Annotated in this window: 20 protein-coding genes and 1 tRNA gene; 10 read left to right on the forward strand and 11 right to left on the reverse strand. The window is 64.8% G+C overall.

Annotated features, from left to right (window positions below):
- Positions 1-285: 285 nt before the first annotated feature.
- Positions 286-708 carry an organic hydroperoxide resistance protein gene (locus AUP43_RS07870; RefSeq protein ID WP_067554806.1) on the reverse strand — a complete coding sequence of 141 codons (423 nt, stop codon included), beginning with the start codon at positions 706-708 and terminating at the stop codon, positions 286-288.
- A gap of 178 nt (positions 709-886) precedes the next feature.
- On the opposite strand from AUP43_RS07870, the gene AUP43_RS07875 reads away from it, so the two are divergent.
- The 7 genes from AUP43_RS07875 (at position 887) to AUP43_RS07905 (ending at position 6,173) form a co-directional block, all read left to right on the forward strand.
- Positions 887-1,354, forward strand: a complete 468-nt coding sequence (locus tag AUP43_RS07875) for a MarR family winged helix-turn-helix transcriptional regulator (protein ID WP_067554809.1) — start codon at positions 887-889, stop codon at positions 1,352-1,354.
- Between the two features lie 96 nt (positions 1,355-1,450).
- Positions 1,451-1,909 carry a carboxymuconolactone decarboxylase family protein gene (locus tag AUP43_RS07880; RefSeq protein ID WP_008944399.1) on the forward strand — a complete coding sequence of 153 codons (459 nt, stop codon included), beginning with the start codon at positions 1,451-1,453 and terminating at the stop codon, positions 1,907-1,909.
- Positions 1,906-2,784: a sigma-70 family RNA polymerase sigma factor gene (locus AUP43_RS07885; RefSeq protein WP_067554812.1), complete on the forward strand. Its 879-nt coding sequence runs from the start codon at positions 1,906-1,908 to the stop codon at positions 2,782-2,784. The genes AUP43_RS07880 and AUP43_RS07885 overlap by 4 nt, the downstream gene beginning before the upstream one ends.
- A 217-nt stretch (positions 2,785-3,001) precedes the next feature.
- Positions 3,002-3,967 carry an ABC-three component system protein gene (locus AUP43_RS07890; protein WP_067554815.1) on the forward strand — a complete coding sequence of 322 codons (966 nt, stop codon included), beginning with the start codon at positions 3,002-3,004 and terminating at the stop codon, positions 3,965-3,967.
- A 49-nt stretch (positions 3,968-4,016) separates the two neighbouring features.
- Positions 4,017-4,199 carry an ABC-three component system middle component 8 gene (locus AUP43_RS19645; protein WP_322096402.1) on the forward strand — a complete coding sequence of 61 codons (183 nt, stop codon included), beginning with the start codon at positions 4,017-4,019 and terminating at the stop codon, positions 4,197-4,199.
- Positions 4,162-5,979, forward strand: a complete 1,818-nt coding sequence (locus AUP43_RS07900; RefSeq protein WP_232314919.1) for a DUF2326 domain-containing protein — start codon at positions 4,162-4,164, stop codon at positions 5,977-5,979. Before AUP43_RS19645 ends, AUP43_RS07900 begins: the two co-directional genes overlap by 38 nt.
- Positions 5,980-5,996: 17 nt before the next feature.
- A complete protein-coding gene (locus tag AUP43_RS07905) occupies positions 5,997-6,173 on the forward strand; it encodes a hypothetical protein (protein WP_198154849.1) in 177 nt (58 codons plus the stop codon).
- A 68-nt stretch (positions 6,174-6,241) separates the two neighbouring features.
- Here the strand turns inward: AUP43_RS07905 and guaA are convergent, their stop codons facing one another.
- The 5 genes from guaA to AUP43_RS07930 form a co-directional block, all read right to left on the reverse strand.
- Positions 6,242-7,789 carry a glutamine-hydrolyzing GMP synthase gene (gene guaA / locus AUP43_RS07910; protein ID WP_067554825.1) on the reverse strand — a complete coding sequence of 516 codons (1,548 nt, stop codon included), beginning with the start codon at positions 7,787-7,789 and terminating at the stop codon, positions 6,242-6,244.
- Positions 7,790-7,816: 27 nt separating this feature from the next.
- A complete protein-coding gene (locus AUP43_RS07915) occupies positions 7,817-8,515 on the reverse strand; it encodes a GNAT family N-acetyltransferase (RefSeq protein ID WP_067554828.1) in 699 nt (232 codons plus the stop codon).
- Complete coding sequence (gene guaB, locus AUP43_RS07920) at positions 8,512-9,975, reverse strand: IMP dehydrogenase (RefSeq protein ID WP_067554831.1); 1,464 nt, start codon at positions 9,973-9,975, stop codon at positions 8,512-8,514. Before guaB ends, AUP43_RS07915 begins: the two co-directional genes overlap by 4 nt.
- Before the next feature lie 132 nt (positions 9,976-10,107).
- Positions 10,108-10,833, reverse strand: a complete 726-nt coding sequence (locus tag AUP43_RS07925) for an RlmE family RNA methyltransferase (protein ID WP_067554835.1) — start codon at positions 10,831-10,833, stop codon at positions 10,108-10,110.
- Positions 10,834-10,854: 21 nt separating this feature from the next.
- Positions 10,855-11,961 (reverse strand): Ppx/GppA phosphatase family protein, encoded by a 1,107-nt coding sequence (locus AUP43_RS07930; RefSeq protein WP_067554838.1) that lies wholly within the window; start codon positions 11,959-11,961, stop codon positions 10,855-10,857.
- A gap of 350 nt (positions 11,962-12,311) precedes the next feature.
- Here AUP43_RS07930 and AUP43_RS07935 point away from each other — a divergent pair.
- Positions 12,312-12,385, forward strand: a tRNA-Gln gene (locus tag AUP43_RS07935).
- A gap of 255 nt (positions 12,386-12,640) precedes the next feature.
- Here the strand turns inward: AUP43_RS07935 and AUP43_RS07940 are convergent.
- From AUP43_RS07940 to AUP43_RS07960, 5 genes are all read right to left on the reverse strand, one after another.
- Positions 12,641-14,062 (reverse strand): efflux transporter outer membrane subunit, encoded by a 1,422-nt coding sequence (locus AUP43_RS07940; RefSeq protein WP_067554841.1) that lies wholly within the window; start codon positions 14,060-14,062, stop codon positions 12,641-12,643.
- Complete coding sequence (locus tag AUP43_RS07945) at positions 14,059-17,145, reverse strand: efflux RND transporter permease subunit (RefSeq protein ID WP_157089275.1); 3,087 nt, start codon at positions 17,143-17,145, stop codon at positions 14,059-14,061. Before AUP43_RS07945 ends, AUP43_RS07940 begins: the two co-directional genes overlap by 4 nt.
- Positions 17,142-20,231 (reverse strand): multidrug efflux RND transporter permease subunit, encoded by a 3,090-nt coding sequence (locus AUP43_RS07950; RefSeq protein WP_067554844.1) that lies wholly within the window; start codon positions 20,229-20,231, stop codon positions 17,142-17,144. The genes AUP43_RS07945 and AUP43_RS07950 overlap by 4 nt, the downstream gene beginning before the upstream one ends.
- A 5-nt stretch (positions 20,232-20,236) precedes the next feature.
- Entirely contained in the window at positions 20,237-21,430 is a 1,194-nt protein-coding gene (locus AUP43_RS07955; RefSeq protein WP_067554846.1) for an MdtA/MuxA family multidrug efflux RND transporter periplasmic adaptor subunit, read from the reverse strand.
- Positions 21,431-21,547: 117 nt separating this feature from the next.
- On the reverse strand, positions 21,548-22,462 hold the full coding sequence (locus AUP43_RS07960; protein WP_067554849.1) for a transglutaminase family protein: 915 nt from the start codon (positions 22,460-22,462) through the stop codon (positions 21,548-21,550).
- A gap of 179 nt (positions 22,463-22,641) precedes the next feature.
- Between AUP43_RS07960 and AUP43_RS07965 the strand changes: the two genes are divergently transcribed.
- Both AUP43_RS07965 and AUP43_RS07970 read left to right on the forward strand, forming a co-directional pair.
- A complete protein-coding gene (locus AUP43_RS07965; RefSeq protein WP_067554852.1) occupies positions 22,642-23,520 on the forward strand; it encodes a transglutaminase-like domain-containing protein in 879 nt (292 codons plus the stop codon).
- 71 nt (positions 23,521-23,591) lie between these two features.
- On the forward strand, positions 23,592-24,773 hold the full coding sequence (locus AUP43_RS07970) for an epoxide hydrolase family protein (protein WP_067554854.1): 1,182 nt from the start codon (positions 23,592-23,594) through the stop codon (positions 24,771-24,773).
- Positions 24,774-24,888: the final 115 nt, after the last annotated feature.

Below are 24,888 nucleotides of genomic sequence, written 5' to 3' on the forward strand. Positions count from 1 at the left end.
CTCAGCATGAGGGTCACCAAGCTGCACCGGGAACATCCTAAAGCGCCCTCACCTGAGGAAGCGTGCACCAGGCCGCACCACTGGAACGTCCTAAAGCACCCTCCCCCTGAGGAGCCCTGAAAGGGCGTCTCGAAGGGTATGGCGGCACAAAAAACGACTTGCCGATTCGACAGAACACCGGAATCGCCCGCACCGAAGGCAAACGCGCGCTCTTGAAAGCGCTCGAAGAAAAGGCCCGCGGCGCTGGCCGCGAGCCCCTCTTCAAGGCGCAACACTAAGCCTGCCTTACGCCACGCTCAGCCGGACGTCGATGTTGCCCTTGGTGGCGTGCGAGTAGGGACACACGATGTGGGCCTTCTGCACCAGATCCTCGGCGATTTTCTTGTCGACGCCCGGAATGGCGATCTTCAACGCCACGTCGATGCCGAAGCCCTGGCCGTCGTCGCGCGCGCCGATGCCGACGGTGGCGGTGACGCTGGTGTCTTCCGGCACCTTCACCTTCTCCTTGCCGGCGACGAATTTCAGCGCCCCCAGGAAGCAGGCCGAATAGCCGGTGGCGAACAGCTGCTCCGGGTTGGTGCCGTCGCCGCCCGCGCCGCCCAGCTCCTTCGGGGTGGAGAGCTTCACGGCGAGCGTGCCGTCCTTGGTGCCCGACTTGCCGTCGCGGCCGCCCGTGGCGGTGGCTTCCGTCGAATACAGAACCTTCATGATCGATACTCCTTTTCGCGTGAGAGGGAATGCGTGGACCGTTTATGTAAGCGACCATACGCTTGAATTTTAGATTGTGCAAAATATAATTTTATAAAATCTTTTTGCCGACAATCCTTGCCCCCCAGGCTGCCGATCCCTTATCAGTAGAGGGCGCAGGCGACTGGAAGAGGCAGACATGACGCAGAACACTCCCCTGAATCAGCCGGATTATCTGGCGCTGGGCAGCCAGCTCTGCTTTGCCGCCTATTCCACCGCGCATGCCTTCAACCGGCTGTACCGGCCGCTGCTGGAGCGGCTGGGCCTGACCTATCCGCAATATCTGGTGATGCTGGTGCTGTGGGAGCGCGATGGCCGGCCGGTGCGGGAGATCGGCGAGAAGCTGTTCCTCGATTCTGGCACCCTCACCCCGCTGCTGAAACGGCTGGAAGCGGCCGGCCGCATCACCCGCACCCGCGACCCCGCCGACGAGCGCCAGGTGCTGATCCGCCTGACCGAGGAGGGCCGCGGCCTGCGCGCCGCCGCCCAGGGCATCCCGCCGGAAATCGGCCGCGCCGCCGGCTGCTCGCCGGAAGAGCTGACCGCCCTGAAGGACGCGCTGACCGCGCTGCGGGACCGGATCGACGCGCATCTGGAGCGGCTGTAGCCCCGGCCGAAAAATTCCGTCGCGCGTGTCACATTCCGCCCCTCTGTCTCGTCAGGCAGGCATCGACCCTGTTCAACCCGACGAGAGGAAGCGAAAATGACACCGCGTCTGAACAATCCGCACGGAATTGGCACCGGCCCGATCAAGGCCATGGTGGCGCTGGAGGGGGCCCTGTCGAAATGCAGCCTCGACCATGGGCTGCTGGAGCTGGTGAAGCTGCGGGCCTCGCAGATCAATGGCTGCGCCTTCTGCATCCACATGCATTCGACCTGGCTGCGCGCCTCCGGCGAGACCGAGATGCGCCTCTACATGCTGAACGCCTGGCGCGAATCCTCGCTCTACACGCCGCGCGAGCGTGCCGCCCTGGCCTGGACCGAAGCGCTGACCCTGCTTGCCGAAACCGGCGCGCCGGACGAGGATTACGCCCTGGTAAAGGCCGAGTTCAGCGAGGAGGAACAGGTGGACCTGACCATCGCCATCGGCGCCATCAATGTGTGGAACCGGCTGCAGGTCGGCTTCCGCGCCGCGCATCCGGTGGATAAGGCGGCCGCTTGACCGCGCAGGCCGCCCTGACCGGCCCGTTCGAGGCGCAGCGGCCAAGGCTGCTGCGTCTCGCCTACCGCATGCTGGGCTCCCGCGCGGACTCCGAGGATATCGTGCAGGAGGCCTGGCTGCGCTGGCAGGCCGCCGACCGCAGCGCCGTCGCGGAGCCGGCGGCCTATCTCAGCCGCATCGTGACAAGGCTGTGCCTGGATGCGCTGAAATCCGCCCGTGCCCGGCGCGAGACCTATATCGGCCCCTGGCTGCCGGAGCCGGTCGCCGAGCCGCCGGAGGAGGAGCCCCGCGCGGACGAGCTGACCCTGACCCTGATGCTGGCGCTGGAGCGGCTGTCGCCGCTGGAGCGCGCCGCCTTCCTGCTGCATGACGTGTTCGCCGTACCGCTGGGCGAGGTCGCGGCGACGCTGGAGCGCGAGCCGGCCGCCGTGCGCCAGCTGGCGTCACGCGCCCGAAGGCATGTGCGCGAAGCCCGACCGCGCTACCAGGTCGGGCGGGAGCAAGGGGAGCGGCTGGTCCGCGCCTTCTTCGACGCCTCCTCCAAGGGGGATGTGCAGAGCCTGAGCGCCCTGCTGGCCGAGGATGCGGTGCTGCACGCCGATGGCGGCGGCAAGGTGATCGCCTTCCACAACCCGATTATCGGGCTGGCGCGCATCCTGCGCCTCTATGCGGGCTTAAGCCGGAAATACAGCCCCGAGCAGATCGTGCTGCTGCGCCCGCTGCGCATCGACGGGCTGCCCGGCTATCTCAGCCGCGAACGCGACGGCATCCTGCAGACCACCGCCTTCGACATACGCGACGGCCGCATCGCCGCCATCTACATCACCCGCAACCCGGACAAGCTCGTAAGGTTGGTGGAGGAGGTGGGGGTATGAGAGGGGGGATGACACCTTATACCTACAGCGAACGGCAGTGATTGTGCATTGCTGCTAGCAATTTACACGGAATACAACGAGTTGCAGATAGCAAGACAAGAGGTGACGATGGCATGCTGAGCGGTTAGTATTAACCTAATGGTTGTAATGTCATGCATTTCACTCCCGCATGTCACGATGGCCTCCGTTCGCGAGGCGGAACCGGACGAATGCCACCATGATGTACCGATATGAAGATCTAAGCGATGAACAGTTCGAGAGGCTGATCATCCTTCTATGCCGTCACTTACTCGGAACTTCGGTCAAGGGTTTCGCCAAAGGCCCCGATGGTGGTCGTGATGCAAAATTTGTTGGCACCGCCGAGATCCACCCAAGCAAGGCCGCCCCCTGGGTTGGTACGACCATCATCCAGGCCAAGCACACCAACGGCTACAACAAGCATTTCAGCGAATCCGATTTCTATAGCGCTGGTTCGGTTCATACGGTTATTGCGGAGGAAGTGCCGCGCATTCGGAAGCTTCGCGATGCGGGGCAGATCGACCATTATCTTTTGTTCGCCAATCGCAGGCTCGCCGGCAATGCAGACCAAGTGATCACGGCGCACATTGCTAAAGAATGCGGTCTTCCAGAGGCGTCGATTTATCTGTGCGGGGTTGAGCGCCTCGAGTTATGGCTAAAGGAATTTCCCGAGGTGGCCAAGCTCGCCCAGCTTGATCCTGTAGATTCACCGCTGATCGTCTCGCCGGACGAGCTCGCGCTGGTGGTTCAGGCATTCGCCAGTCATGATGCCGAGATCGCCGAGGTGCTGGATGCACCGCCGGGTGAACGTACCAGCTATGAGAAGAAGAATGAGATCAACAGCATGTCGGCGGAATATGCTAAAGAGCAGCGTAGGCGCTACTTGAAAGATACTGCGCAGATTCGTACCTTCCTGGCCGCACCGGAAAATCTTGGCATCCTAAAGTCGTACGAAGCTGCAGTCGAAGAATTCCAATTTAAGATCATTGCCAAACGCAAAGAATATCAGAATTTTGACGCGGTGATGAACTATCTGATCGACCTGCTATTTGAGCGTGATCCAGTGCTGCGCCAGACAAAGCATAAACGTCTAACGCGCGCTCTGGTATTCTATATGTACTGGAACTGCGACATCGGGAAGGTGGCTGATGCTGAGGCCCAGTAAACACGCACACCCTGACCGCACCGTTATCAACGTCGCCTTACTGTTGCTTATGCAGCTGAGGACAAAGCGACTTTGCGACTATAATTCACTTTTCACATATGCGCGCAAGGCTGTTGTCGGCGGCGACGTGCTTTTCTTGCCGTCGCTAAATTTCCTCTACCTTATGGGGTTGGTTGAATACCACCCCAAGACCGATGCATTTGAATATGTTGGCCAGAATGAAGCCATCTAAACTCTATTCGAACAAACCCGACATTTTCGTGCCCATTGAGTTTACGCCTGAACTCAATGTTGTGCTCGCCGAAATTCGCCTGCCAGAGAATCGTAACAGAGATACGCATAATCTGGGCAAAACAACGCTCGGCAGGTTGCTCGATTTTTGTTTTCTAGCAGGCCGCGATTCTAAATTCTTCCTTTTCAAGCATTTAGATCGTTTCCGCAACTTCGTATTCTTCCTAGAAATCGAGCTCGCCCAAGGCAGTTATGTGACCGTCCGGCGCGGAGTCGAAGAGGCAAGCAAGATCGCCTTCAAGAAACATGCTGCACGCCACAGGGACTATACGTCGCTTCCAGACAGAGAATGGGACCATGTCGACCTGCCGTTCGACCGAGCCAAAGAGTTGCTCGATAGCCTGCTCGACTGGCGGTCGCTCAAGCCTTGGCATTACCGCAAAGGGCTTGGCTATTTCCTGCGGTCGCAGAGCGATTTCGGCGATGTGTTTCAGCTAGGAAAATTTGCCAACAAACATGCTGACTGGAAGCCCTTTCTCGCCCATATCCTTGGGTTCAACGCCGCTATCATCGCAAGTCACTACGAGAAGGCAGAGGCGCTCGAAGATAAACAGAGCAAGGTCGCCACAGTCCGCCAGGAAATGGGAGGAGACTTCGAGGATGCGAGCAAGATCGACGGTATCTTGCAGTTGAAGCGCCAAGAAGTAGACAAGAAGCAGCAACTGCTCGACGCATTTGATTTCCGTGCGCAGGACAAGGCCGACACCAAGCAAGTGGTCGATCAGATTGATGAGCGGATCGCCACACTCAATGCGCAGCGATACTCGCTTATGCAAAATCGCAAAAAAGTCATCGCCTCACTCGAAGAAGATCAAATCCTGTTCGATCCCGAAGATGCGAGAGCAATGTTTGAGGAAGCTGGCGTTCTATTTTCTGGCCAGGTGAAGAAGGATTTCGAGCAGCTCATCGCCTTCAACAAGGCTATCACTGAGGAGCGTTACGGCTATCTAGTCGAAGAACGCTCGGAGATAGAGGCCGAACTCAAGACTATCAACAGCGAGTTGAACGCGCTTGGAAAGCGCCGCTCGGAGATGTTGTCGTTCCTGAGTGCAACTGATTCATTTGCCAAATATAAGCGGCTATCGGGGGAGTTAGTGACGCTACGCGCTGACATCGAAACCCTAGAGCGGCAGCGCGAATTCATCCACCGTCTCCAGCAACTGCGGACCGAAATCCGCACGTTGTCTGAAGAGAAAATTCACCTCCAGTCCGAGATCGAGGCTGATGTCGAAGCACGAAGCGCCGATAAGGACAGCCTATTCTCGTCTATCCGGCTGTACTTCAACGAAATCGTAGAGGAAGTGATCGGCAGAAAGGCACTGCTCAGTGTCGGCGTCAACCAGCAGGGTCATCTAGAATTCGGAGCCGAACTACTCGACGAAGCTGGGAATGCCACCAGCGCCGATCGTGGTCACACCTACAAGAAACTTCTGTGCATCGCCTTCGACCTAGCAGTGCTACGCGCGCATCTGGAAGACCAATTTCCTCGCTTTGCCTATCATGATGGCGTTTTCGAATCGCTTGATGACCGTAAGAAAGAAAATCTCCTCGCCGTGATTAGGCGCTATACTGCACTCGGCATCCAGTCGATCATCACTCTGATCGACTCGGACATGCCGAAAATAAGTACTACTGATCCTCTTTTCACGTCTGACGAGATTATTTTACTGCTCCACGATGAAGGTGAAAGTGGCAGACTCTTCAAGATGAGAAGTTGGTGACAAAACCCTCACTACCCTTGAAGAAAACCATTTTGGAGACCGCCGTGCCCCCCGAGGGCAGACTACGGCTCGGCACAGCGCTGGCAGAGATGAGCCGCAAGATCGGCATCACCAACGCCGATATCGAGGCGCTGGAGCAAAGCATCGAACAGGTCCGCGACCGCCGCCCGGCCGAACCCTTCAGGTTCGAATGACCGGGAGCGTTGGATGAGCCTGTCCGGTATGCCTTATCCGCCCTCGACCTGGACGGCCTAAGCCCCCCTCACTCCCACTCGATGGTTCCGGGGGGCTTGGAGGTGATGTCGTAGGTCACGCGGTTGACGCCCTTCACCTCGTTGATGATGCGGGTGGCGGCGCGCGACAGGAATTCCATGTCGAAATGGTAGAAGTCGGCGGTCATGCCATCGACCGAGGTGACGGCGCGCAGCGCGCAGACGAACTCGTAGGTCCGACCGTCGCCCATCACGCCGACGGTCTGCACCGGCAGCAGCACGGCGAAGGCCTGCCAGATCGCGTCATACAGGCCGGCCTTGCGGATCTCGTCGAGATAGACCGCATCGGCCTGGCGCAATATGTCCAGCTTCTCGCGCGTCACGCCGCCGGGGCAGCGGATGGCGAGGCCCGGCCCCGGGAAGGGGTGGCGGCCGACGAAGCGGTCGGGCAGGCCCAGCTCGCGGCCCAGCGCGCGCACCTCGTCCTTGAACAGCTCGCGCAGCGGTTCCACCAGCTTCATGTTCATGCGCGCGGGCAGGCCGCCGACATTATGGTGCGACTTGATGGTCACGCTGGGGCCGCCGGTGAAGGAGACGCTCTCGATCACATCCGGGTAGAGCGTGCCCTGGGCCAGGAAGTCGGCGCCGCCGATCTTCTTCGCCTCGGCCTCGAACACGTCGATGAACAGCTTGCCGATGGTCTTGCGCTTCACCTCCGGGTCGCTCTGGCCTTCCAGCGCGCCGATGAAGGTGTCGCTGGCATCCACATGCACCAGCGGGATGTTGTAATGGTCGCGGAACATGGTCACGACCTCTTCCGCCTCGTTCAGGCGCATCAGGCCGTGATCGACGAACACGCAGGTCAGCTGGTCGCCGATGGCCTCGTGGATCAGGATCGCCGCCACCGAGGAATCCACGCCGCCGGACAGGCCGCAGATCACCCGGCCAGCGCCGACCTGTTTGCGGATCGCCTCCACCGCCTGCTGGCGGAACGCGGCCATGGTCCAGTCGCCCTTGCAGCCGGCGACGTTCAGCACGAAATTATGGATCAGCTTCGCGCCGTCCGGCGTGTGCACCACCTCCGGGTGGAACATCAGGCCGTAATAGTGCCGCCCCTCATCCTCGATCAGCGCATAGGGCGCGTTCTGCGACACGCCCTTCACCTTGAAGCCGGGGGGAAGCTGGGTGATGCGGTCGCCATGGCTCATCCACACCGTGTGCTTCTCGCCCGGCGCCCAGACGCCGTCGAACAGGCCGGAGGGCGCCTTCACATCCAGCAGCGCGCGGCCGAATTCGCGGTGATGGCCGCTCTCCACCGTGCCGCCCAGTTGGGCCGCCATGGTCATCTGGCCATAGCAGATGCCGAGCAGCGGCACGCCCATGTCGAACACCAGCTGCGGCGCGCGGGGGCTGCCCTCCTCCGCCGGGCTGGCCGGCCCGCCGGACAGGATGATCGCCTTGGGCCCAAACTCCCGGATGCGGGCGGGATCGACATTGAAGGGGAATATCTCGCAATAGACGCCGGCCTCGCGCACCCGCCGGGCGATGAGCTGCGTGACCTGGCTGCCGAAATCGAGGATCAGGATGCGGTCTGTCATGGCGGGCTGCTCGCTACTCGCTCTGGGTTAGCTTTGGGGCGACGGGGTATTGCCGGGCTTGTCCAGCCGGGGGATGACCCGGCGGATATCGACCCAATCATAGGCGGTTTCGGGAATTTCGGCCTCGCCGATGCGGGCGACGGCCTGAAGCGACGGCGTGCCGCCGAAATACAGATAGAAGCTCCCGGCCTCGCTGTTGCTGCTGGCCGTCCAGGCGCGCACGGCGAGCTGGTCGACCGAGGCCATGGCGCGAAAGGCGGACGCCATCAGCCGCCGGCCCATGCCGTGGCCGCGATAGGCCGGCTCCACATGCAGAGCGTAGATTTCGGCGTCGATCGGCGGTATCTCGCCGATCTCCTCCGCCAGCACGTCATCAGGGTCGGGGTCGGGCAGGTCGCGCGGCGGGCCGAAGGCGATGAAGCCGGCCACATGGTCGCGCTGCTTCTCGCGCTTGTCCGCATCGCCCTGCGGCGGAGCGGGCAGGATGGCGACCAGCACGACATTCTCGGTCGATTCGATCACATCGGCCCAGAAGGCGGCGGCGCGGATGTCGGCGAAGCCATCCTCGTCATCCTCCAGCGCCGGGCCTTCTTCATCCCCCGTTGGATCGTCGAAATCGACCGGCAGGCCGCGCAGGCTGGCGATCTGCACCCGCCCGATGCCGGCCGCATCGTCGAATTCCGCGACACGAACCTGGAACGCGCTGTCGTCGCCCGCCGCGGTCACGCGTCCCGTCGGTAGTTCGGCGCCTCACGGGTGATGGTCACGTCATGGACGTGGCTTTCGCGCAGGCCCGCATTGGTGATGCGCACGAAGCGCGCGCGTTCCTGCAGCTCGGGGATGGTCTGGCTGCCGGTATAGCCCATCGCCGCCTTCAGGCCGCCGACCAGCTGATGCACCACCGCGCCCAGCGGGCCCTTATAGGGCACCTGACCCTCGATGCCTTCGGGCACCAGCTTCAGCGTGTCCTTCACCTCCTGCTGGAAGTAACGGTCCGCCGAACCGCGCGCCATGGCGCCGACCGACCCCATGCCGCGATAGGCCTTGTAGGACCGGCCATTATACAGGAACACCTCGCCCGGGCTTTCATCGGTCCCGGCGAACAGCGAGCCGATCATCGCCACATCGGCGCCGGCGGCGATGGCCTTGGCCAGATCGCCGGAGAATTTGATGCCGCCATCGGCAATCGCCGGCACGCCGGCCTCATGGCAGGCAGCGCTGGTGTCCATGATCGCGGTGAGCTGCGGGATACCGACGCCGGCGACGATGCGGGTGGTGCAGATCGAACCCGGCCCGATGCCGATCTTCACCGCATCCGCGCCCGCGCCGATCAGCGCCTTGGCCGCTTCCGCCGTGGCCACATTACCGGCGATGACCTGGGTATAGTTGGACAGCTTGCGCACCCGGCCGACCGTGTCGATCACCTTCTGCGAATGGCCGTGCGCGGTGTCAACCACCAGCACATCCACCTCGGCGTCGAACAGCGCCTCGGCGCGGGCCATGGCCTCGTCGCCGGTGCCGACGGCGGCGGCGGCGCGCAGCCGGCCTTTCTCGTCCTTGGTGGCGGTGGGATAAAGCTGCGCCTTCTCGATATCTTTTACCGTGATGAGGCCGATGCAGCGATAGGCGTCGTCGACCACCAGCAGCTTTTCGATACGGTGGCGGTGCAGCAATTCCTTGGCCTGTTCACGGTCGATGCCCTCGCGGACCGTGATCAGATTCTCCTTGGTCATCAACTGACGCACCGGCTCCGCCTTGTTGCGGGCGAAGCGGACGTCGCGGTTGGTGAGGATGCCGGCCAGCTTACCGGTCTTCTCCTCGACCACCGGAATGCCGGAGATATGGTGCGCGGCCATCAGATCCAGCGCCTCGCCCAGCGTGGCGTCGGGGTCGATGGTGACCGGATTGACGACCATGCCGGATTCGAATTTCTTCACCCGGCGCACCTCTTCCACCTGACGTTCGAGGGTCAGGTTGCGATGCACGACGCCGATGCCGCCGGACTGCGCCATGGCAATCGCCAGACGGCCTTCGGTGACCGTGTCCATCGCGGACGAAATAAGGGGGATGCCAAGTTCGATGGTCCGGGTCAACCGCGTGCGGGTATCGACCTCGGTGGGCATGACTTTCGATTCCGCCGGCTCCAAAAGCACGTCGTCGAAAGTCAGCGCGTCGCGGATCTGCATTGCGCCTCCATGCAAACGGGGCCGCACTATACACCAGGCTTCCATTCTGTGAAGTCCCAGAATGGCCGGAGCCATGCGGCAGGCGGATGCGGGGGGTGCGCGCGGCAGCCCTGCCGCGGCCGCGGCCGAGGCTCAGCCTTCCGCCGCGGTCTGGCCCTTGAACCCGGCAGCCACGACATACAGCTCCGCCGAATCGGCGCGGCTGGCCGGGGGTTTGGCGTGCTTCACGCTGGCGAAGCACTGCTTCATGCGGCTGAGCAGCGTGCCTTCGGTGCCGCCCTGGAACACCTTGCAGACGAACACGCCGTTCGGCGCCAGCACCTCGATGGCGAATTCCAGCGCCATCTCGCACATGCCGATGATGCGCAGATGGTCGGTCTTGGTATGGCCGGTGGTCGGCGGCGCCATGTCGGACAGCACAACATCGGCCGGCCCGCCCAGCGCCGCCTTCAGCCGCTCCGGCGCCTCATCGGCCAGGAAATCCTGCAACAGCACCTCGACGCCCGGCAACTCGTCCATCGGTAGGATATCGAGCGCCACGATCTTCGCGCCCGGCACCCGCTCCGCCGCCACCTGGCTCCAGCCGCCAGGAGCCGCCCCCAGATCGACGATGCGCTTGGCGCCCTTGAAGAAACCGAACTTCTCGTCGAGCTGCACGATCTTAAAGGCCGCGCGCGAGCGATAGCCCTGGCGCTTGGCCTCCGCCACATAGGGGTCGTTGAGCTGGCGCTGCAGCCACAGGGTCGAGGAATGCGTGCGCTTGCGCGCGGTCTTCACCCGCACGGCGACCTGGCGCTGGCCGCTCCCGCCGCCGCTATTGCCCCCGCCCCGCCCTGACGATCCTCGTCCGCGGCTCATGCCGAACACTCCATTGTCTGCTTACAGGGCGATGCGGCGATAGGCCTGGTGGTCGCGCCGGCGCGTGGCTTCGTGCCGGGCCAAGAGGCCGAACAGGATGCCTTCGCGCACCCCACGGTCGCCGACGCGCAGCCGGCCCACCGGCCAGCGCCGGCAGATCGCGTCCAGGATGGCGCAGCCGGCCAGCACCAGATCGGCCCGGTCCTGGCCGATACAGGGCTGCGCCGCCCGGCCGGCGTAATCCAGATCGACCAGCCGGCGGGTCATGGCGTTCACCTGATCGAAGCCCAGGAAGGTGCCATCGACCTTGGAGCGGTCATAGCGTGGCAGCCCCAGATGCATGCCGGCCAGCGTCGTCACCGTGCCGGAGGTGCCAAGCATCTGCACCTCGCCGGCCTGAATGCGCTTGCCGATGGAGCAGATCGCCTCGAACTTCTCCAGATGCGGCGAAACCTCGGTCACCATCGCCTCGTAGATCGCCGGGCCGACATGCTTGCCGCCGAACTGCTCGGCCAGCGTGACGACGCCGAGCGGGATGGAGACGATTTTGCGCAGCTCGTAATCGCGCTCGCCCTCCAGCCGGAAGAACGACACCTCGGTGGAGCCGCCGCCGATATCGAACACCAGCCCGTAAGGCGTGCGCCGGTCGAGCAGCGGCACGCAGCCGGCGACGGCCAGGGCCGCCTCCTCCTCGGTCGAGATGATCTCGATATCCAGGCCGGTTTCGCGCTTTACCCGCTGCAGGAAGCCTTCGCAATTGGTGGCGCGGCGGCAGGCCTCGGTCGCCACCACGCGCGACAGGCTGACATTGCGCCGGCGCATCTTGTCGGCGCAGATGCGCAGCGCATCGACCGTGCGGTCCATCGCCGCCTGGGACAAAAGACCCGAATGGCAGATGCCCTCGCCCAGCCGCACGATCCGCGAAAACGCGTCGATCACGCGGAAGCCCTCGCAGGCATGGTCGCGCCGCGCCGGCTTGGCGATCAGCAGCCGGCAGTTATTGGTGCCGAGATCGAGCGCCGCCAGAACCGGTGCACCAGAAGAGGCAGCAGCCGACGGCAACGGCGCGGCGAGGCCCACAGCCCCTCCCCGTTCGTCCTTCGCCCCATATGGCTTGCTGATACTCATGCGGTCCGACGGAATCCTTGGCGTGCCGTACATAGTCAACGGATAATAGAACGTATTTTAAATAATTTATATACGCTCTCCGCATTTTCCAGCATGCGGTATATGCATCGTATACGGACCCGCCCCCAAGCTCCAGCCCCCAGGGCCGCCGCCGCCTGAACCCGGCTAAAATGCCGCGCCAGGAGGCCGCGCCCGCCGTTCCTTCTCCCGGTCCCGCTCCCGGCCCCCGAAGACTGCGCGTTTGGGGGTTAACAAGCCCGAATTCTTGTGATAGACAACCGCCCTCTCGTGGGCAGGGACCTGCCGCGGCTGTCCGCACCGCCGGACCAGCCGGTCTCCTGCCCCCCGGTTGGGGGATCGTCTAGCGGTAGGACTACGGACTCTGACTCCGTCAACCCTGGTTCGAATCCAGGTCCCCCAGCCAACTCTAATTTTCTTTTTTAAATTCAATGCTCTACAGCACTCCGTGAGTGACTGCTAGTACAGGTTTCTAGCACATGTCGCTATGACACACGGCCTGCCGATATTTGGGCGGCCGGCCCCTCACAGAAGGGATTCTTCAGCATGCTTACGCCTATCAGAAATACCAAAGCCGGCCACCGGCGCTTCAGCCTGAGGCTGGAGGAGACGAGATTGTCGCTATTGCCCGTAGCCTTGATCGCCTCCCACCCGTCCGCTGCTATTGCTCAGGCTGCCAGCCGCCGCCCAGGGCGGTGACGAGCTGGATGGAGGCAGCCAGGCGGTCGGCGCGGATTTCCAGGGCGGTGCGGCGGCTGGTAAAGGTCAGGTTCTGCGCCACCGAGACTTCCAGAAACGTCACCAGCCCGGCGCGATAGCGGTTGGTGACCACGCGCTCATTCTCCTCCGCCAACTCGACCAGGCGCTGCTGCTGCACCGCCTTCTCGGCCAGCGTCTGCAACGAGGCCAGCGCATCCTCGACCTCCCGCATGCCGGTAAGGAAGGTTTCGCGATAGGCGGCGACCTGCTCGTCATATTGCGCGCGGGTCTGTTCCAGAACGGCGCTGCGCCGGCCGCCATCGAACAGGGTCAGCGCCAGCGCCGGGCCCAGCGACCAGAAGAATTGCGGCGCGTTCAGCAGGTCGGTGAAGCGCCCTTCCTGCAAGCCCGCCTGGGCGCTAAGCGTGATGTCCGGATACCAGGCGGTCTCCGCCACGCCGATGCGGGCATTGGCGGCGGCGACCTGCCGCTCGGCCGCCACCACATCCGGCCGGCGGGCCAGCAGGGAGGCCGGCAATTGCGCCGGCACCGGCGGCGGCGGCGGCAATTCGGCGGTCAGTTCCAGGCCGAAGCCGGCGGGCGGGCCGCCCAGCAGCACGGCGATGGCGTTTTCCTCCAGCAGGCGCTGGCGCTGCAGATCGGATTTCTGGGTGCGCAGCGATTGCAGCTGGGTTTCCGACTGGATCACGTCGGCGCGGGCGACCAGACCGGCGGCATATTGATTGCGCGTCAGCGCCAGCGAGCGGGCATAGGCCTCCATCGTCTGGTTCAGCAGGTCCATATAGCGGTCGATGGCGCGAATCCGCATATAGGCCTGCGCCGCCGTCGCCTGAATGCCGAGGCGGATGGCGGCCAGATCGGCGGCGCTGCTGTCGATGGCGGCCCGGTCGGCCTCGGTCTGGCGGCGCACGCGGCCCCACAGATCGGGCATCCAGCTTACCGTCGTCCCAACCTCATAGCGCGTGCCGTCGATGCTGGAGCCGCCGCTGCGCCCACCCCCCCCGCCGCCACTGCCGCCGCTGCGCTGAACCCCGGACGAGCCCTCGACCTGCACCTGCCCGTCGGCCCGCGAGACCTGAAGCTGCGCCTGCGCCTGGCGATAGCGCGCCTGCGCCTGCGCCACCGACTGGTTGGACTCGGCCACCAGCCGCATCATCCGGTCCAGCTGCGGGTCGCTATAGACGGCCCACCAGGGCGCGTTGGGCTGGGGCTGGGCGGCGTCAGGCAGGCTGCGCCAGCCGCCCTCATGCTTATAGGCGGCGGGCAGCGGAACCGCCGGGCGGCTGTAATCCGGCCCCATCGTGCAGCCAAGGGCGAAGAGCGGCAGGGCAAGCAGGATCCGGCGGAAACGGGCGAGGCTCATGAGGCATATCCCGAGCGGGCGGCGCGGCGTAGGCTCCAAAGCCGGAGCCGTTCGAAATAGAGGTAGACGACAGGCGTGGTGTAGAGCGTGAGAAGCTGGCTGACAGCCAGCCCGCCAATGATCGCCACCCCGAGCGGCTGGCGCATTTCCGAGCCCTCGCCGATGCCCATGGCCAGCGGCACCGCGCCCAGCACCATCGCGCCGGTGGTCATCAGGATCGGCCGCAGCCGCAGCAGGGCGGCGCGATGGATCGCCTCGGCCGGCGTCAGCCCGTCGCGGCGTTCCGCCTCCAGCGCGAAATCGACCATCAGGATCGCGTTCTTCATGACGATGCCGATCAGCAGGAACAATCCCAGCAGGGCGATCAGGCTGAATTCGATGCCGCCGGCCCGCAGCGCCAGCAACGCGCCAACCCCGGCCGAGGGCAGCGTCGACAGAATGGTCAGCGGGTGCAGGGTGCTTTCATACAGCACCCCCAGCAGCAGATAGACCGTTAGCAGCACACCGGCGATCAGCCAGGGCTGCGCGTCCATGCTCTGTTGCAGGCCGCGCGCGCGGCCGCCCATGCGGGCCTGCACCTCGGTCGGCAGCATCACCTCCGCCAGCATGCGGTCGATCGCCTCGGACGCCTGTTGCGTATCCACGCCGGGGGCCAGGGAATAGCCGATGCCGGTCGCCGCGAATTGCGAGTCATGATAGATGCGGTCGTCCCCCAGCCCATAGCTGTAGCGGGTAAAGGCGGAGAGCGGCACCCGCGCGCCATCCGCCGTGATCGCCTGAAGCTGCTCCAGCACGGCCGGCTGGGCGGTATAGCCGGGCGCCAGCTCCATCACCACGCGGTACTGGTTCTGGTTGTCGTACAGCGTGGCGACCTGGCGCTGCGAGAAGGAATTGCCCAGGATCGACGCGATGGTCTGGGTATCGACGCCCAGTCGACGCGCCGCGTCGCGGTCGATCTCCAGCATCACCTGCTGCGTGCCCTCGTCGCCGACCGCGTCGACATCGACCAGTTCCGGCATGTTCTGCATCGCCTCGGAGACACGGCGCGACCAGCGTTGCAGCAACGCCAGATCGTCGGCCATCAGCACCAGCTCCGACTGACTCTGGTTGAACGACAGGCCGAACTGGATGTCCTGGTCAACATTCAGGATCAGGATGCCGCCCGGCACCGGCGGCACCTTGGCGCGGATGCGGTCGATCACCTGCTGCGCGCTGACACCGCGCTCGGCCAGCGGCTTCAGCCGCACGGTCAGGCGGGCATTGCTGACGCCGCCGCCATCGCCGCTGGTGCCGACCACGTCCCGCACCGCCGGGTCGGCCAGCAGCAGCCGGCGATAGGCCTCGATCTTCGGCTGCATCACCTGGAAGGAAAAACCGTCATCACCGCGCACGAAGCCGCGGATCTGCCCGGTATCCTGCTGCGGCAGCAGCCCTTTCGGCGCGCTGATATACAGATAGACGTTCAGGCCGATGACCGCCCCCAGCAGCAGCAGGATCACCGGTCCATGCCGTAGCGACCAGCTCAGGCTATCGGCATACAGTGCTTTCAGCTCGCCGAACACGGCGCCGGCGCCCCGCGCCAGCCGGCCTGACGGCCGCTCCGCACGGGGGGGCAGCAGATGCGCGCACAGGCTGGGCGTCAGGGTCAGCGACAGCAGCAGCGAGATCAGGATGGCGGCGGTGAGCGTAATCGAGAATTCGCGGAATAGCCGCTCGATCAGCCCGCCCATGAACAGGATCGACAGGAACACAGCCACCAGCGAGAAATTCATCGCCAGCAGGGTGAAATTCACTTCCGCCGCGCCGCGCAGCGCTGCGCGGTACGGGGCCATGCCGCGCTCGATATGGCGCTGCACATTCTCCAGCACCACGATGGCGTCGTCGACCACCAGGCCGGCCGCCACGATCAGCGCCATCAGCGACAGGTTGTTCAGTGAGAAACCATAGAGATACATCACCGCATAGGTGCCGATCAGCGACACCGGGATCGCCAGGGTGGGGATCAGCGCGGTACGCAGGCTGCCCAGGAACATCCACACCACCAGCACGACCAGCAGGGCGGAGATCAGCAGGGTGATCTGCGCTTCCTTCAGCGTCGCCCGAATCCCGGGCGAACGATCCATCACCACGCTCAGCGTCGCATCGGCCGGCAGCAGGGCGCGCAGGGCGGGCAATTGCGCATCGATGGCGTCGATGGTCTCGACGATATTGGCCCCGGTCTGGCGGCTGATCATCAGCACCACCGCCGGCTGATTATTATGGAAGCCGCTGCGGTAGCGGTTCTCCACCGAATCGGTCACCGTCGCCACGTCGCCCAGCCGCACCGCCGCCCCATCCTGCCAGCGGATCACCAGGGGCGCGTACTCGGCCGCCCGGCGCAAGGAGTCGCTGGTGTTCAGCTGCCAGCGCCGCTCGCCGCCCTCAAGCTGGCCCAGCGGGCGCACCGGGTTGGCCTGGGCGATGGCGGTCCGCACCTCGTCCAGCGCGATACCGTAATGCGCCAGCATGCCGGGATTAAGCTGTACCCGCACCGCCGGCAGCGAGGCGCCGCCCAGGCTGACCTCGCCAACGCCGGTGATCTGCGCGATCTTCTGCGCCAGCACGGTGGAGGCAAGATCGTAGATCTGCCCTGGCGACAGATTGGGCGAACTGATCGCCAGCGCCATGATCGGCGCCTGTGACGGGTTGATCTTCCGATAGGTCGGCAGATTGGGCATGCCGCTGGGCAACTGGTTGCGCACCGCGTTGATCGCCGCCTGCACGTCGCGCGCGGCGTCGTGAATATCACGCCCCAGCTCGAACTGCAGGATGATGCTGGCCGTGCCCTGGGCGCTGGAAGAGGTCAGCGCCGAGATGCCGGCGATGCTGCCCAGCGCGCGCTCCAGTGGCGTGGAGACAGTGGCCGCCATGCTTTCCGGGCTGGCCCCCGGCAGAGTGGCGGTGACCACGATGGTGGGAAAATCGACTTGCGGCAGGGGCGACACCGGCAACAGCCGCCAGGCCGTCAGGCCGACCAGAACCAGCGCCAGCGCCATCAGCGCGCTGCCGATCGGCCGCCGGATGAAGGGCCGGGCGATATTCATGCCGGCCGGTCGCCCGAGACCGCGACCGTTGCGTCCTTCCGCCGGCGGGTCAGCCGGTCGAAGAACAGATAGACCACCGGCGTGGTGAACAGCGTCAGCACCTGGCTGACCAGCAGCCCGCCGACCATGACCAGGCCCAGCGGCTGACGCAGCTCCGCCCCCGACCCGCTGGCCAGCATCAGCGGCAGCGCGCCGAAGAGGGCCGCCAGCGTGGTCATCAGGATCGGCCGGAACCGCAGCAAGGCCGCGCGGTGAATCGCCTCGCGCGGGGTAAGCCCCTGATGGCGCTGCGCCTCCAGCGCGAAATCCACCATCATGATGCCGTTCTTCTTCACCAGCCCGATCAGCAGCACGATGCCGATCACCGCGATCAAATCCAGCGGCTGGCCGGTCAACAACAGCGCCAGCAACGCGCCGACCGTCGCCGACGGTAGGGTGGACAGGATGGTGACGGGATGGATCGTGCTCTCATACAGCACGCCCAGGACGATATACATCGTGACCACGGCGGCCAGGATCAGCCACAGCGTGTTCGACAGCGAGGCACGAAAGGCTTCGGCAGCGCCCTGGAATCGGCGCTCGACCTCGATCGGCAGGCCGATTTCCCGCTCCACCGCCTCGATGGCCGCCACGGCCTCGCCCAGCGAGACGCCCGCGGCCAAATTGAACGACACGGTCACCGCCGGGAATTGCGCCTGATGATTGATCAGCAGCTTTGCCGGCCGCTGCGACACCCGCGCCACCGACAGCAGCGGGACCGGCGTGCCATCCGGCGTCGGCAGATACACATCCTGCAGGGCCGGCAGCCCGGTGGCGTGGGCGGGATCGACCTCCAGAATCACCCGGTACTGGTTGGACTGGGTGAACATGGTGGAAATCTGCCGCTGGGCGAAGGCGCTTTGCAGCACGCTGACGATCTGGGTGACGTCGATACCCAGCCGGGCGGCCGCGTCACGGTCGATATCGACATAGGCCTCCAGCCCGCCTTCCATCAGATCGTTGGCGACGTCCGCCAGCTCCGGCCGCTCGCGCAGCCCGGCCATCAGCGGGGCCACCCAATCGGCCAGCACGTCGGAATCGGGATGGGTCAGGGTGAATTGGAACTGGGTGCGGCTGACCCGGTCCTCGATGGTCAGCTCCTGCACCGGCTGGAACCAGGCGGTGATGCCCGACAGCCCATCGATCCGCTGGCGCAGCCGCGCGATGATCTGCGTTGCCGAGGCGTCGCGCTCCGCATGCGGCTTCAAATTGATCAGCATGCGGCCGCTGTTCAGCGTGGCGTTGCTGCCATCGACGCCGATGAAGGAGGACAGGTTCGCGACGGCCGGATCCTCCAGGATGCGCGCGGCCAGCGCCTGCTGGCGTTCCGCCATCGCGGCGAAGGATATCGATTGCGGCGCTTCCGTCACCGCCTGGATCACGCCGCTATCCTGCACCGGAAAGAACCCCTTGGGCACGGCGAGGTAGAGAATGGCGGTCAGCGCCAGCGTCGCCATCATCGCCGCCATCGCCAGCGCGCGATGCGCCAGCACCCAATCGAGCCACCGCCCGTAGCGCGTTATCACCCGGTCCATCAGGCTGGGCTTCTCCGGGTCGGCCTGATGCGCCATGGCAGGCAGCATCCGGGCGCTCATCATCGGCGTCAGCGTCAGCGACACCGCCAGCGAGATCAGGATGGCGATGGCCAGGGTGACGGCGAATTCATGGAACAGCCTTCCCACCACATCGCCCATGAACAGCAGCGGGATCAGCACCGCGACCAGCGAGACGGTCAGCGACACCAGGGTGAAGCTGATCTCCGCCGCCCCCTTCAGCGCCGCCTGCATCGGCGACAGCCCGGCCTCCCGGTGCCGGGCGATGTTCTCCAGCATGACGATGGCGTCGTCGACCACGAAGCCGGTGGCGATGGTCAGCGCCATCAGCGTCAGATTGTTGATCGAGAAGCCGGCCAGATAGATCACGCCGAAGGTGCCGACCAGCGACAGCGGCACCACCACGCTGGGAATGATCGTTGCCCGCGCATTGCGCAGGAAGGCGTAGGTCACCGCCACCACCAGCAGCACGGCGAAGATAAGCTCCTTCTGCACGTCGCGCACGGAAGCGCGGATGCTCTGCGTGCGGTCGGTCAGCACCGCCACCTCGACCGAGGCCGGCAGGCTGGCCGAAAGCTGTGGCAGCAATGCGCGCACCCGGTCGGCAACCTCGATCACATTGGCGCCCGGCTGGCGCTGGATGTTCAGCAGGACCGCCGGCACCTTGTCCGACCAGGCGGCGAGGAACCGATCCTCCGCCCCGTCGACCACCTTGGCGACATCGCCCAGCCGCAGCGCCCCGCCTTCGCTCCAGGTCAGGATCAGGCGGCGATAGCCCTCGGCCGTGCGGATCTGGTCATTGGCGTCCAGCATGGTCGTGCGGTACGGCCCGTCGAAACTGCCCTTGGCCTGGTTTGCATTGGCGTTGGCGATGACGGTCCGCACATCCTCCATGGTCAGGCCGGCGGCGGCCAGCGCGCCGGGATTGGCCTGTACGCGGATCGCCGGGCGCTGCCCGCCGGCCAGGCTGACCAGCCCGACGCCGGAGACTTGCGCCAGCTTCTGCGCCATGCGGGTATCCACCAGATCGTACACCGCCGGCAAAGCCAGCGTTGGCGAGGTGATCGCCAGCGTGAGGATCGGCGCATCGGCCGGATTGACCTTGCGATAGATCGGCGGCACCGGCAGATCGGCCGGCAGCAGGCTGTTGGCGGTGGCCAGCGCCGACTGCACCTCCTGCTCGGCGACGCCCAGATCGACCGTCAGCGCGAATTGCAGGGTGATGACCGAGGCCCCGCCGGAACTGCTGGAGGACATCTGCTTCAGGCCGGGTATCTGGCCCAGCCGGCGCTCCAGTGGCGCCGTGATGGTGCGCGCGGTCACGTCCGGGCTGGCCCCGGGATGGAAGGTGAATACCTGGATGATCGGGTAATCGACCTGCGGCAGCGCCGCCACCGGCAGCATCCGCCAGGTCAGGATGCCGGACAGCAACAGCGCCAGCATCAGCAGCGAGGTGGCGACCGGTCGCAGGATGAAGAGGCGCGACAGGTTCATGGTCGTCAGCCGCCGCCGGGCTGCAGCACCGGGCTGGAAGGCGGCGGCGTGGTGACGACGGTGACCGCGCGGCCTTCGCGCAGCCGGTCCAGCCCTTCCAGCACCACCTGATCCTCAGCCTTAAGCCCCTCCAGCACCGCCGCGCGCTCGCCCGTCGAAGGACCCAGCCGGATCGGGCGGAGCACCGCCTTGCCCTCGGCGATCATATAGACATAGGTGCCTTGCGAACCGTATTGCACCGCATCGACCGGAATGGTCACGGCATCTTCCAGCGTGCGCACCCGCAGCCGCACATTCACGAACTGGTTGGGGAACAGCGCGTCGTCGCGATTATCGAACTGCGCCTTCAGCCGCAGCGTGCCGGTGGCCAGGTCGATCTGATTGTCCAGTGTGGTCAGCACGCCCTCGGCCAGCATCTGCTGCTCGTTGCGGTCCCAGGCCTCAACCGGCAGCAGACGGCCGGCGGCGTGAGCCTCGCGGATGGCGGGAAGCTGCACTTCCGGCACGGTGAACTGCACGCCGATGGGCTGCGTCTGGGTGATCGAGACAATGCCCTCGGCATCGCCGGTGGTGACCAGATTGCCGGCATCCACCCGGCGCAGGCCAAGCCGGCCGGCAATGGGGGCGACGATGCGGGTATAGTCGAGCTGCAGCTTGGCGTCGTCAACCTGCGCCTGGTCCGACATCAGCGTGCCGCGCAGCTGGTTGACCAGCGCCGCCTGTGTGTCGAGCTGCTGGCGGGCGATGGAATCCTGCTCGAACAGCCGGCGATAGACCGCCAGATCATTCTCCGCATTTTTCAACTGCGCCAGATTCTGCTGCTTCTGGCCTTCCGCCTGGGCCAGGCGGACGCGATAGGGTGCGGGGTCGATCTCGGCCAGAAGCTCGCCAGCCTTCACCCGCTCGCCTTCCTGGAACAGCACGCTCTGAAGCTGGCCGTCAACCCGGCTGCGCACCACCACATTGTTCAGCGGCGTCACCGTGCCGATGGCCTTCACCTCGACCGACAGGTTTTCCAGGCGCGCATCGACCACGCGCACCGGCACCGGCCCGGTCCAGGGGCTGGCGACGCGCGCCGGCGGCGCGGCGGGCGCGCGCACGAGGAAATACCAGGCCAACCCGCCGGCCAGCGCGATCAGACAGAGCAATATCAGGGGGCGCAGTCTGCGACCAGCGGGCGGGGCGACGGGATCGGTCATGGAAATCCAACATAGGGGACATCTGTGGCGCGACCAGCCTGACGGCACCACCATCGGACACCATCGGATAGATGCAACTGATTATTAAAGCAAGATCGGCCTTCGGACTAAGCAGGCTCAGTCCTGGTGATAGGTCGAGCGGGTGACGGAAACCTGCACGTCCATCCCCAGGCACTGGGCTCCGTCATGGCTGTAGCTGCCACTGACCGGCAGGGCCTGCGCGGGGGTGCGGGTGGCCGCCACGCGCACCAGGTTGCGGCCGGCGACGATGCGGTTGGTCGGGTCGAATTCGATCCAGCCCAGCCCCGGCAGGAAGATATCGGCCCAGGCATGGGTTGCGCCGGTGCCGCTTAAATGTTCCTGCGCGCTTGGGTCCGGCGTGCCGTCATCCTTCAGGTCGTGCAGCGGATCGTAGAGATAGCCGGTGACGAAGCGGGCGGCAAAACCCAGAACGCGCGCCGCCTCCATGAACAGCAAGGCGAAGTCCCGGCAGGTGCCGCTGGCCGTCAGGATCGTCTGAGCCGGGGACTGCACGCCGATCTCCTCGCGCCGGCGATAGACGAAGCTGCGATGAATAACACTGCTCAACATATCCAGCAGGCGCAGGCTGCCGTCCGGCAAGTCCGGTAGGGCCTGGGAAACCCACTGCTCTACCGTCGCCCGGTCCTGCGGGCATTGCAGCGGTAGGAGCGGCGCCAAGTCGATGCTATCCTCTGCTTCGTATTGAAAGGGATAGGCGCCGGCATGGCGCTCGATCCTGGTCATCGGTTCGTCGAAGCCGTAGCGGCGCAGCACAAGTTCGCTAGCGATCACCAGCTCATCCGCCGCCTCGTGGAACGAAAGCAGGGCGACAGAGTTTCCGAATGTGTCGAACGCCCAGCGAACATCGGCGGACGGCGTGATGGTAAGGCTTGAATCCAGTATGCGCATGTCGTGGGCGTCGCGGGGCCGGATCATCAGGCGATGAAGGCCGAAGCTGACGCAGCGATCGTAGCTGTATCGGGTCCGGTGGCTGATACGCAGTGTTCTCATCGAACAATGACTATGGACAAACGGCTCTCCAGAACGGTCCGGCAGGGGCGACAAGGAGAGGTCGGTCGGCCCGCGCGCTATCCCCGGTCGCAGCGCCGAAATGCCCGCGCCGGGAACGATACCGTTTATTGTGATTCTGTGTGCCAGGCACACTCTATGCCATGGCAAGAAAGGCGGCCATGTTTATCCGCGTCGGATTTGAGATCATTGTCGAATGCCCGGTCGAAGTGCCGCTGGTGCTGGCGTTGCTACCGCATTCCAGCTATCCCGGCCGTGTGATCGGCGAGGCCCGGCTGCACGCCGATCCGGCCATCGCGCTGGAAATGTTCACCGACGGTTTCGGCAACCGCCTCACGCGGGCCGTGGCGCCGGTCGGGCGGCTCAAGCTTTGGTCGGACTGCATTGTGGAGAATGACGGCCAGCCGGATGTCTTCAACTGGGATGCCGGCCAGCATCCCATTGCCGAATTGCCGACCGAAACCCTCGCCTTCCTGACCGCCAGCCGCTATTGCGAGACCGACGAATTGGTGGCCCAAGCCTGGGCGCTGTTCGGCGACACTCCTCCGGGCTGGGCGCGGGTGCAGGCGATCTGCAACTGGGTGCATAATCACCTGACCTTCGGCTACCATTACGGTCGGCCGACCAAGACAGCCGTCGATGCGATGCGCGAACGCACCGGCGTGTGCCGGGATTTCGCCCAGCTTTCGGTCGCGCTGTGCCGGGCGATGAACATCCCGGCGCGCTATGCCAGCGGCTATCTCGGCGATATCGGCGTGCCGCCCTCCGGGCCGGGCGATTTCTGTGCCTGGTTCGAGGCCTTCCTGGAGGGGCGCTGGTATACCTTCGATGCGCGCTACAACACGCCGCGCATCGGCCGGGTGCTGATGGTGCGCGGCCGCGACGCCGCCGACGGGGCGATGATCACCTCCTTCGGCCGTTATGACATGAAGCTGTTCCGCGTCTGGTGCGACCAGATTACCGAACCGCTGTCCGATCAGGCCATGCTGGCGCTGCTGCAAACCCGTCCTGACGCCCCAGCCCTGACGCTGGCGCCGTAACCGGCCGCTCCCTACCCCTCCGTCCGCCACGACGCTACACTGCGGGTCAAAAGAACGGCGGAGGAAGCAGCATGACCGGCACGCCCAGCCCCTTCACCTTGCATGTGGACCAGGCGGCGATCGACGATCTGCGGCAGCGTCTGGCCTTGACGCGCCTTCCCGATCAGCCGGCGCATCTGGCCGGCGCTTCCTGGGCCCATGGCGCGGATCTGGCCTATATGCGCGATTTGATCGCCTATTGGCGCGACAGCTTCGACTGGCGGGCGGAAGAGGCGGCGCTGAATGCCTTCCCGCAATACCGGGTCGAGATCGACGGCATCCCGGTGCATTATCTGCGGGTCGAGGGCAAGGGCGCGGCGGGCGGGCCGGCCCCGATGCCGCTGCTATTGCTGCATGGCTGGCCAGGGTCGGTTTTCGAGTTTCTCGATATCCTGCCGCGGCTGACCGATCCTGCCCGCTTCGGTGGCGATCCGGCGGACGCCCTTACCGTCATCGCGCCGTCCCTGCCCGGCTTCGGCCTGTCCTTCGCGCCCGGCCAGCGTCGGCTGGGGGCCGAGGCGATGGCCGATATCCTGGCCAGCCTGATGACCGACGTGCTGGGCTATCGGCGCTTTGCCGCGCAGGGCGGCGATTGGGGCTCCTTCGTCGCCTCGCGGCTGGCCTATGCCTATCCGCAGCGGCTGATCGGCATCCATTTGAACCTGATGCCGCTGCGCCGCGACCCCAACGCCATAGCCGACCCGACGCCGGAAGAAGCCCGCTATTTCGCCGAGCTGACCAAGTGGCTGAAGGAGGAAACCGGCTATCAATGGATCCAGGGCACGCGGCCGCAGACCCTGGCCTTCGCGCTGACCGATTCGCCGGCTGGCCTCGCCGCCTGGATCGCCGAGAAATTCCACGCCTGGACCGATTGCGACGGCGTCATCGAGAATGCCGTGTCGCGCGACCGCATGCTGGCCGATATCGCGCTTTATTGGTTCACCAGGGCCATCGGCTCTTCCTTCTGGCCCTATTACGCCCGGATGCACGGCCCCTGGCCGGTACCGGAAGGCAAGACCGTGGATGTGCCTACCGGCTATTGCCAGTTCCCCCGCGAAATCCTGCGGCCGCCCCAATCCCTCGCCCGTAAAACCTATACGGACATAAGGCAGTGGAATGTTCTGCCGAAGGGCGGCCATTTCGCGGCCCTGGAGCAGCCGGCGGCATTGGCTGCGGAAATCCAGGCTTTCTACCGTCTGTTGCGAAACGCATAGCAGATACGATCAACGCAACGCCATTTCACATTGATTGACACGCATAGTATATGGAAAATGATTTGAATCTCAGATAGTTCGGTACTTGGGTAGTCAAGCGCGTGAGTAACGCAAC

It is taken from the genome of Oceanibaculum pacificum, assembly GCF_001618175.1.
In the GTDB taxonomy this organism is placed as follows: domain Bacteria; phylum Pseudomonadota; class Alphaproteobacteria; order Oceanibaculales; family Oceanibaculaceae; genus Oceanibaculum; species Oceanibaculum pacificum.

Coding starts and splice junctions, on each gene's coding strand:
- AUP43_RS07870 (WP_067554806.1), bottom strand. CDS start 708: ATGAAGGTTCTGTATTCGACGGAAGCCACCGCCACGGGCGGCCGCGAC.
- AUP43_RS07875 (WP_067554809.1), top strand. CDS start 887: ATGACGCAGAACACTCCCCTGAATCAGCCGGATTATCTGGCGCTGGGC.
- AUP43_RS07880 (WP_008944399.1), top strand. CDS start 1,451: ATGACACCGCGTCTGAACAATCCGCACGGAATTGGCACCGGCCCGATC.
- AUP43_RS07890 (WP_067554815.1), top strand. CDS start 3,002: ATGATGTACCGATATGAAGATCTAAGCGATGAACAGTTCGAGAGGCTG.
- AUP43_RS19645 (WP_322096402.1), top strand. CDS start 4,017: ATGCAGCTGAGGACAAAGCGACTTTGCGACTATAATTCACTTTTCACA.
- AUP43_RS07900 (WP_232314919.1), top strand. CDS start 4,162: ATGCATTTGAATATGTTGGCCAGAATGAAGCCATCTAAACTCTATTCG.
- guaA (WP_067554825.1), bottom strand. CDS start 7,789: ATGACAGACCGCATCCTGATCCTCGATTTCGGCAGCCAGGTCACGCAG.
- guaB (WP_067554831.1), bottom strand. CDS start 9,975: ATGCAGATCCGCGACGCGCTGACTTTCGACGACGTGCTTTTGGAGCCG.
- AUP43_RS07925 (WP_067554835.1), bottom strand. CDS start 10,833: ATGAGCCGCGGACGAGGATCGTCAGGGCGGGGCGGGGGCAATAGCGGC.
- AUP43_RS07930 (WP_067554838.1), bottom strand. CDS start 11,961: ATGAGTATCAGCAAGCCATATGGGGCGAAGGACGAACGGGGAGGGGCT.
- AUP43_RS07940 (WP_067554841.1), bottom strand. CDS start 14,062: ATGAGCCTCGCCCGTTTCCGCCGGATCCTGCTTGCCCTGCCGCTCTTC.
- AUP43_RS07945 (WP_157089275.1), bottom strand. CDS start 17,145: ATGAATATCGCCCGGCCCTTCATCCGGCGGCCGATCGGCAGCGCGCTG.
- AUP43_RS07950 (WP_067554844.1), bottom strand. CDS start 20,231: ATGAACCTGTCGCGCCTCTTCATCCTGCGACCGGTCGCCACCTCGCTG.
- AUP43_RS07955 (WP_067554846.1), bottom strand. CDS start 21,430: ATGACCGATCCCGTCGCCCCGCCCGCTGGTCGCAGACTGCGCCCCCTG.
- AUP43_RS07960 (WP_067554849.1), bottom strand. CDS start 22,462: ATGAGAACACTGCGTATCAGCCACCGGACCCGATACAGCTACGATCGC.
- AUP43_RS07965 (WP_067554852.1), top strand. CDS start 22,642: ATGTTTATCCGCGTCGGATTTGAGATCATTGTCGAATGCCCGGTCGAA.
- AUP43_RS07970 (WP_067554854.1), top strand. CDS start 23,592: ATGACCGGCACGCCCAGCCCCTTCACCTTGCATGTGGACCAGGCGGCG.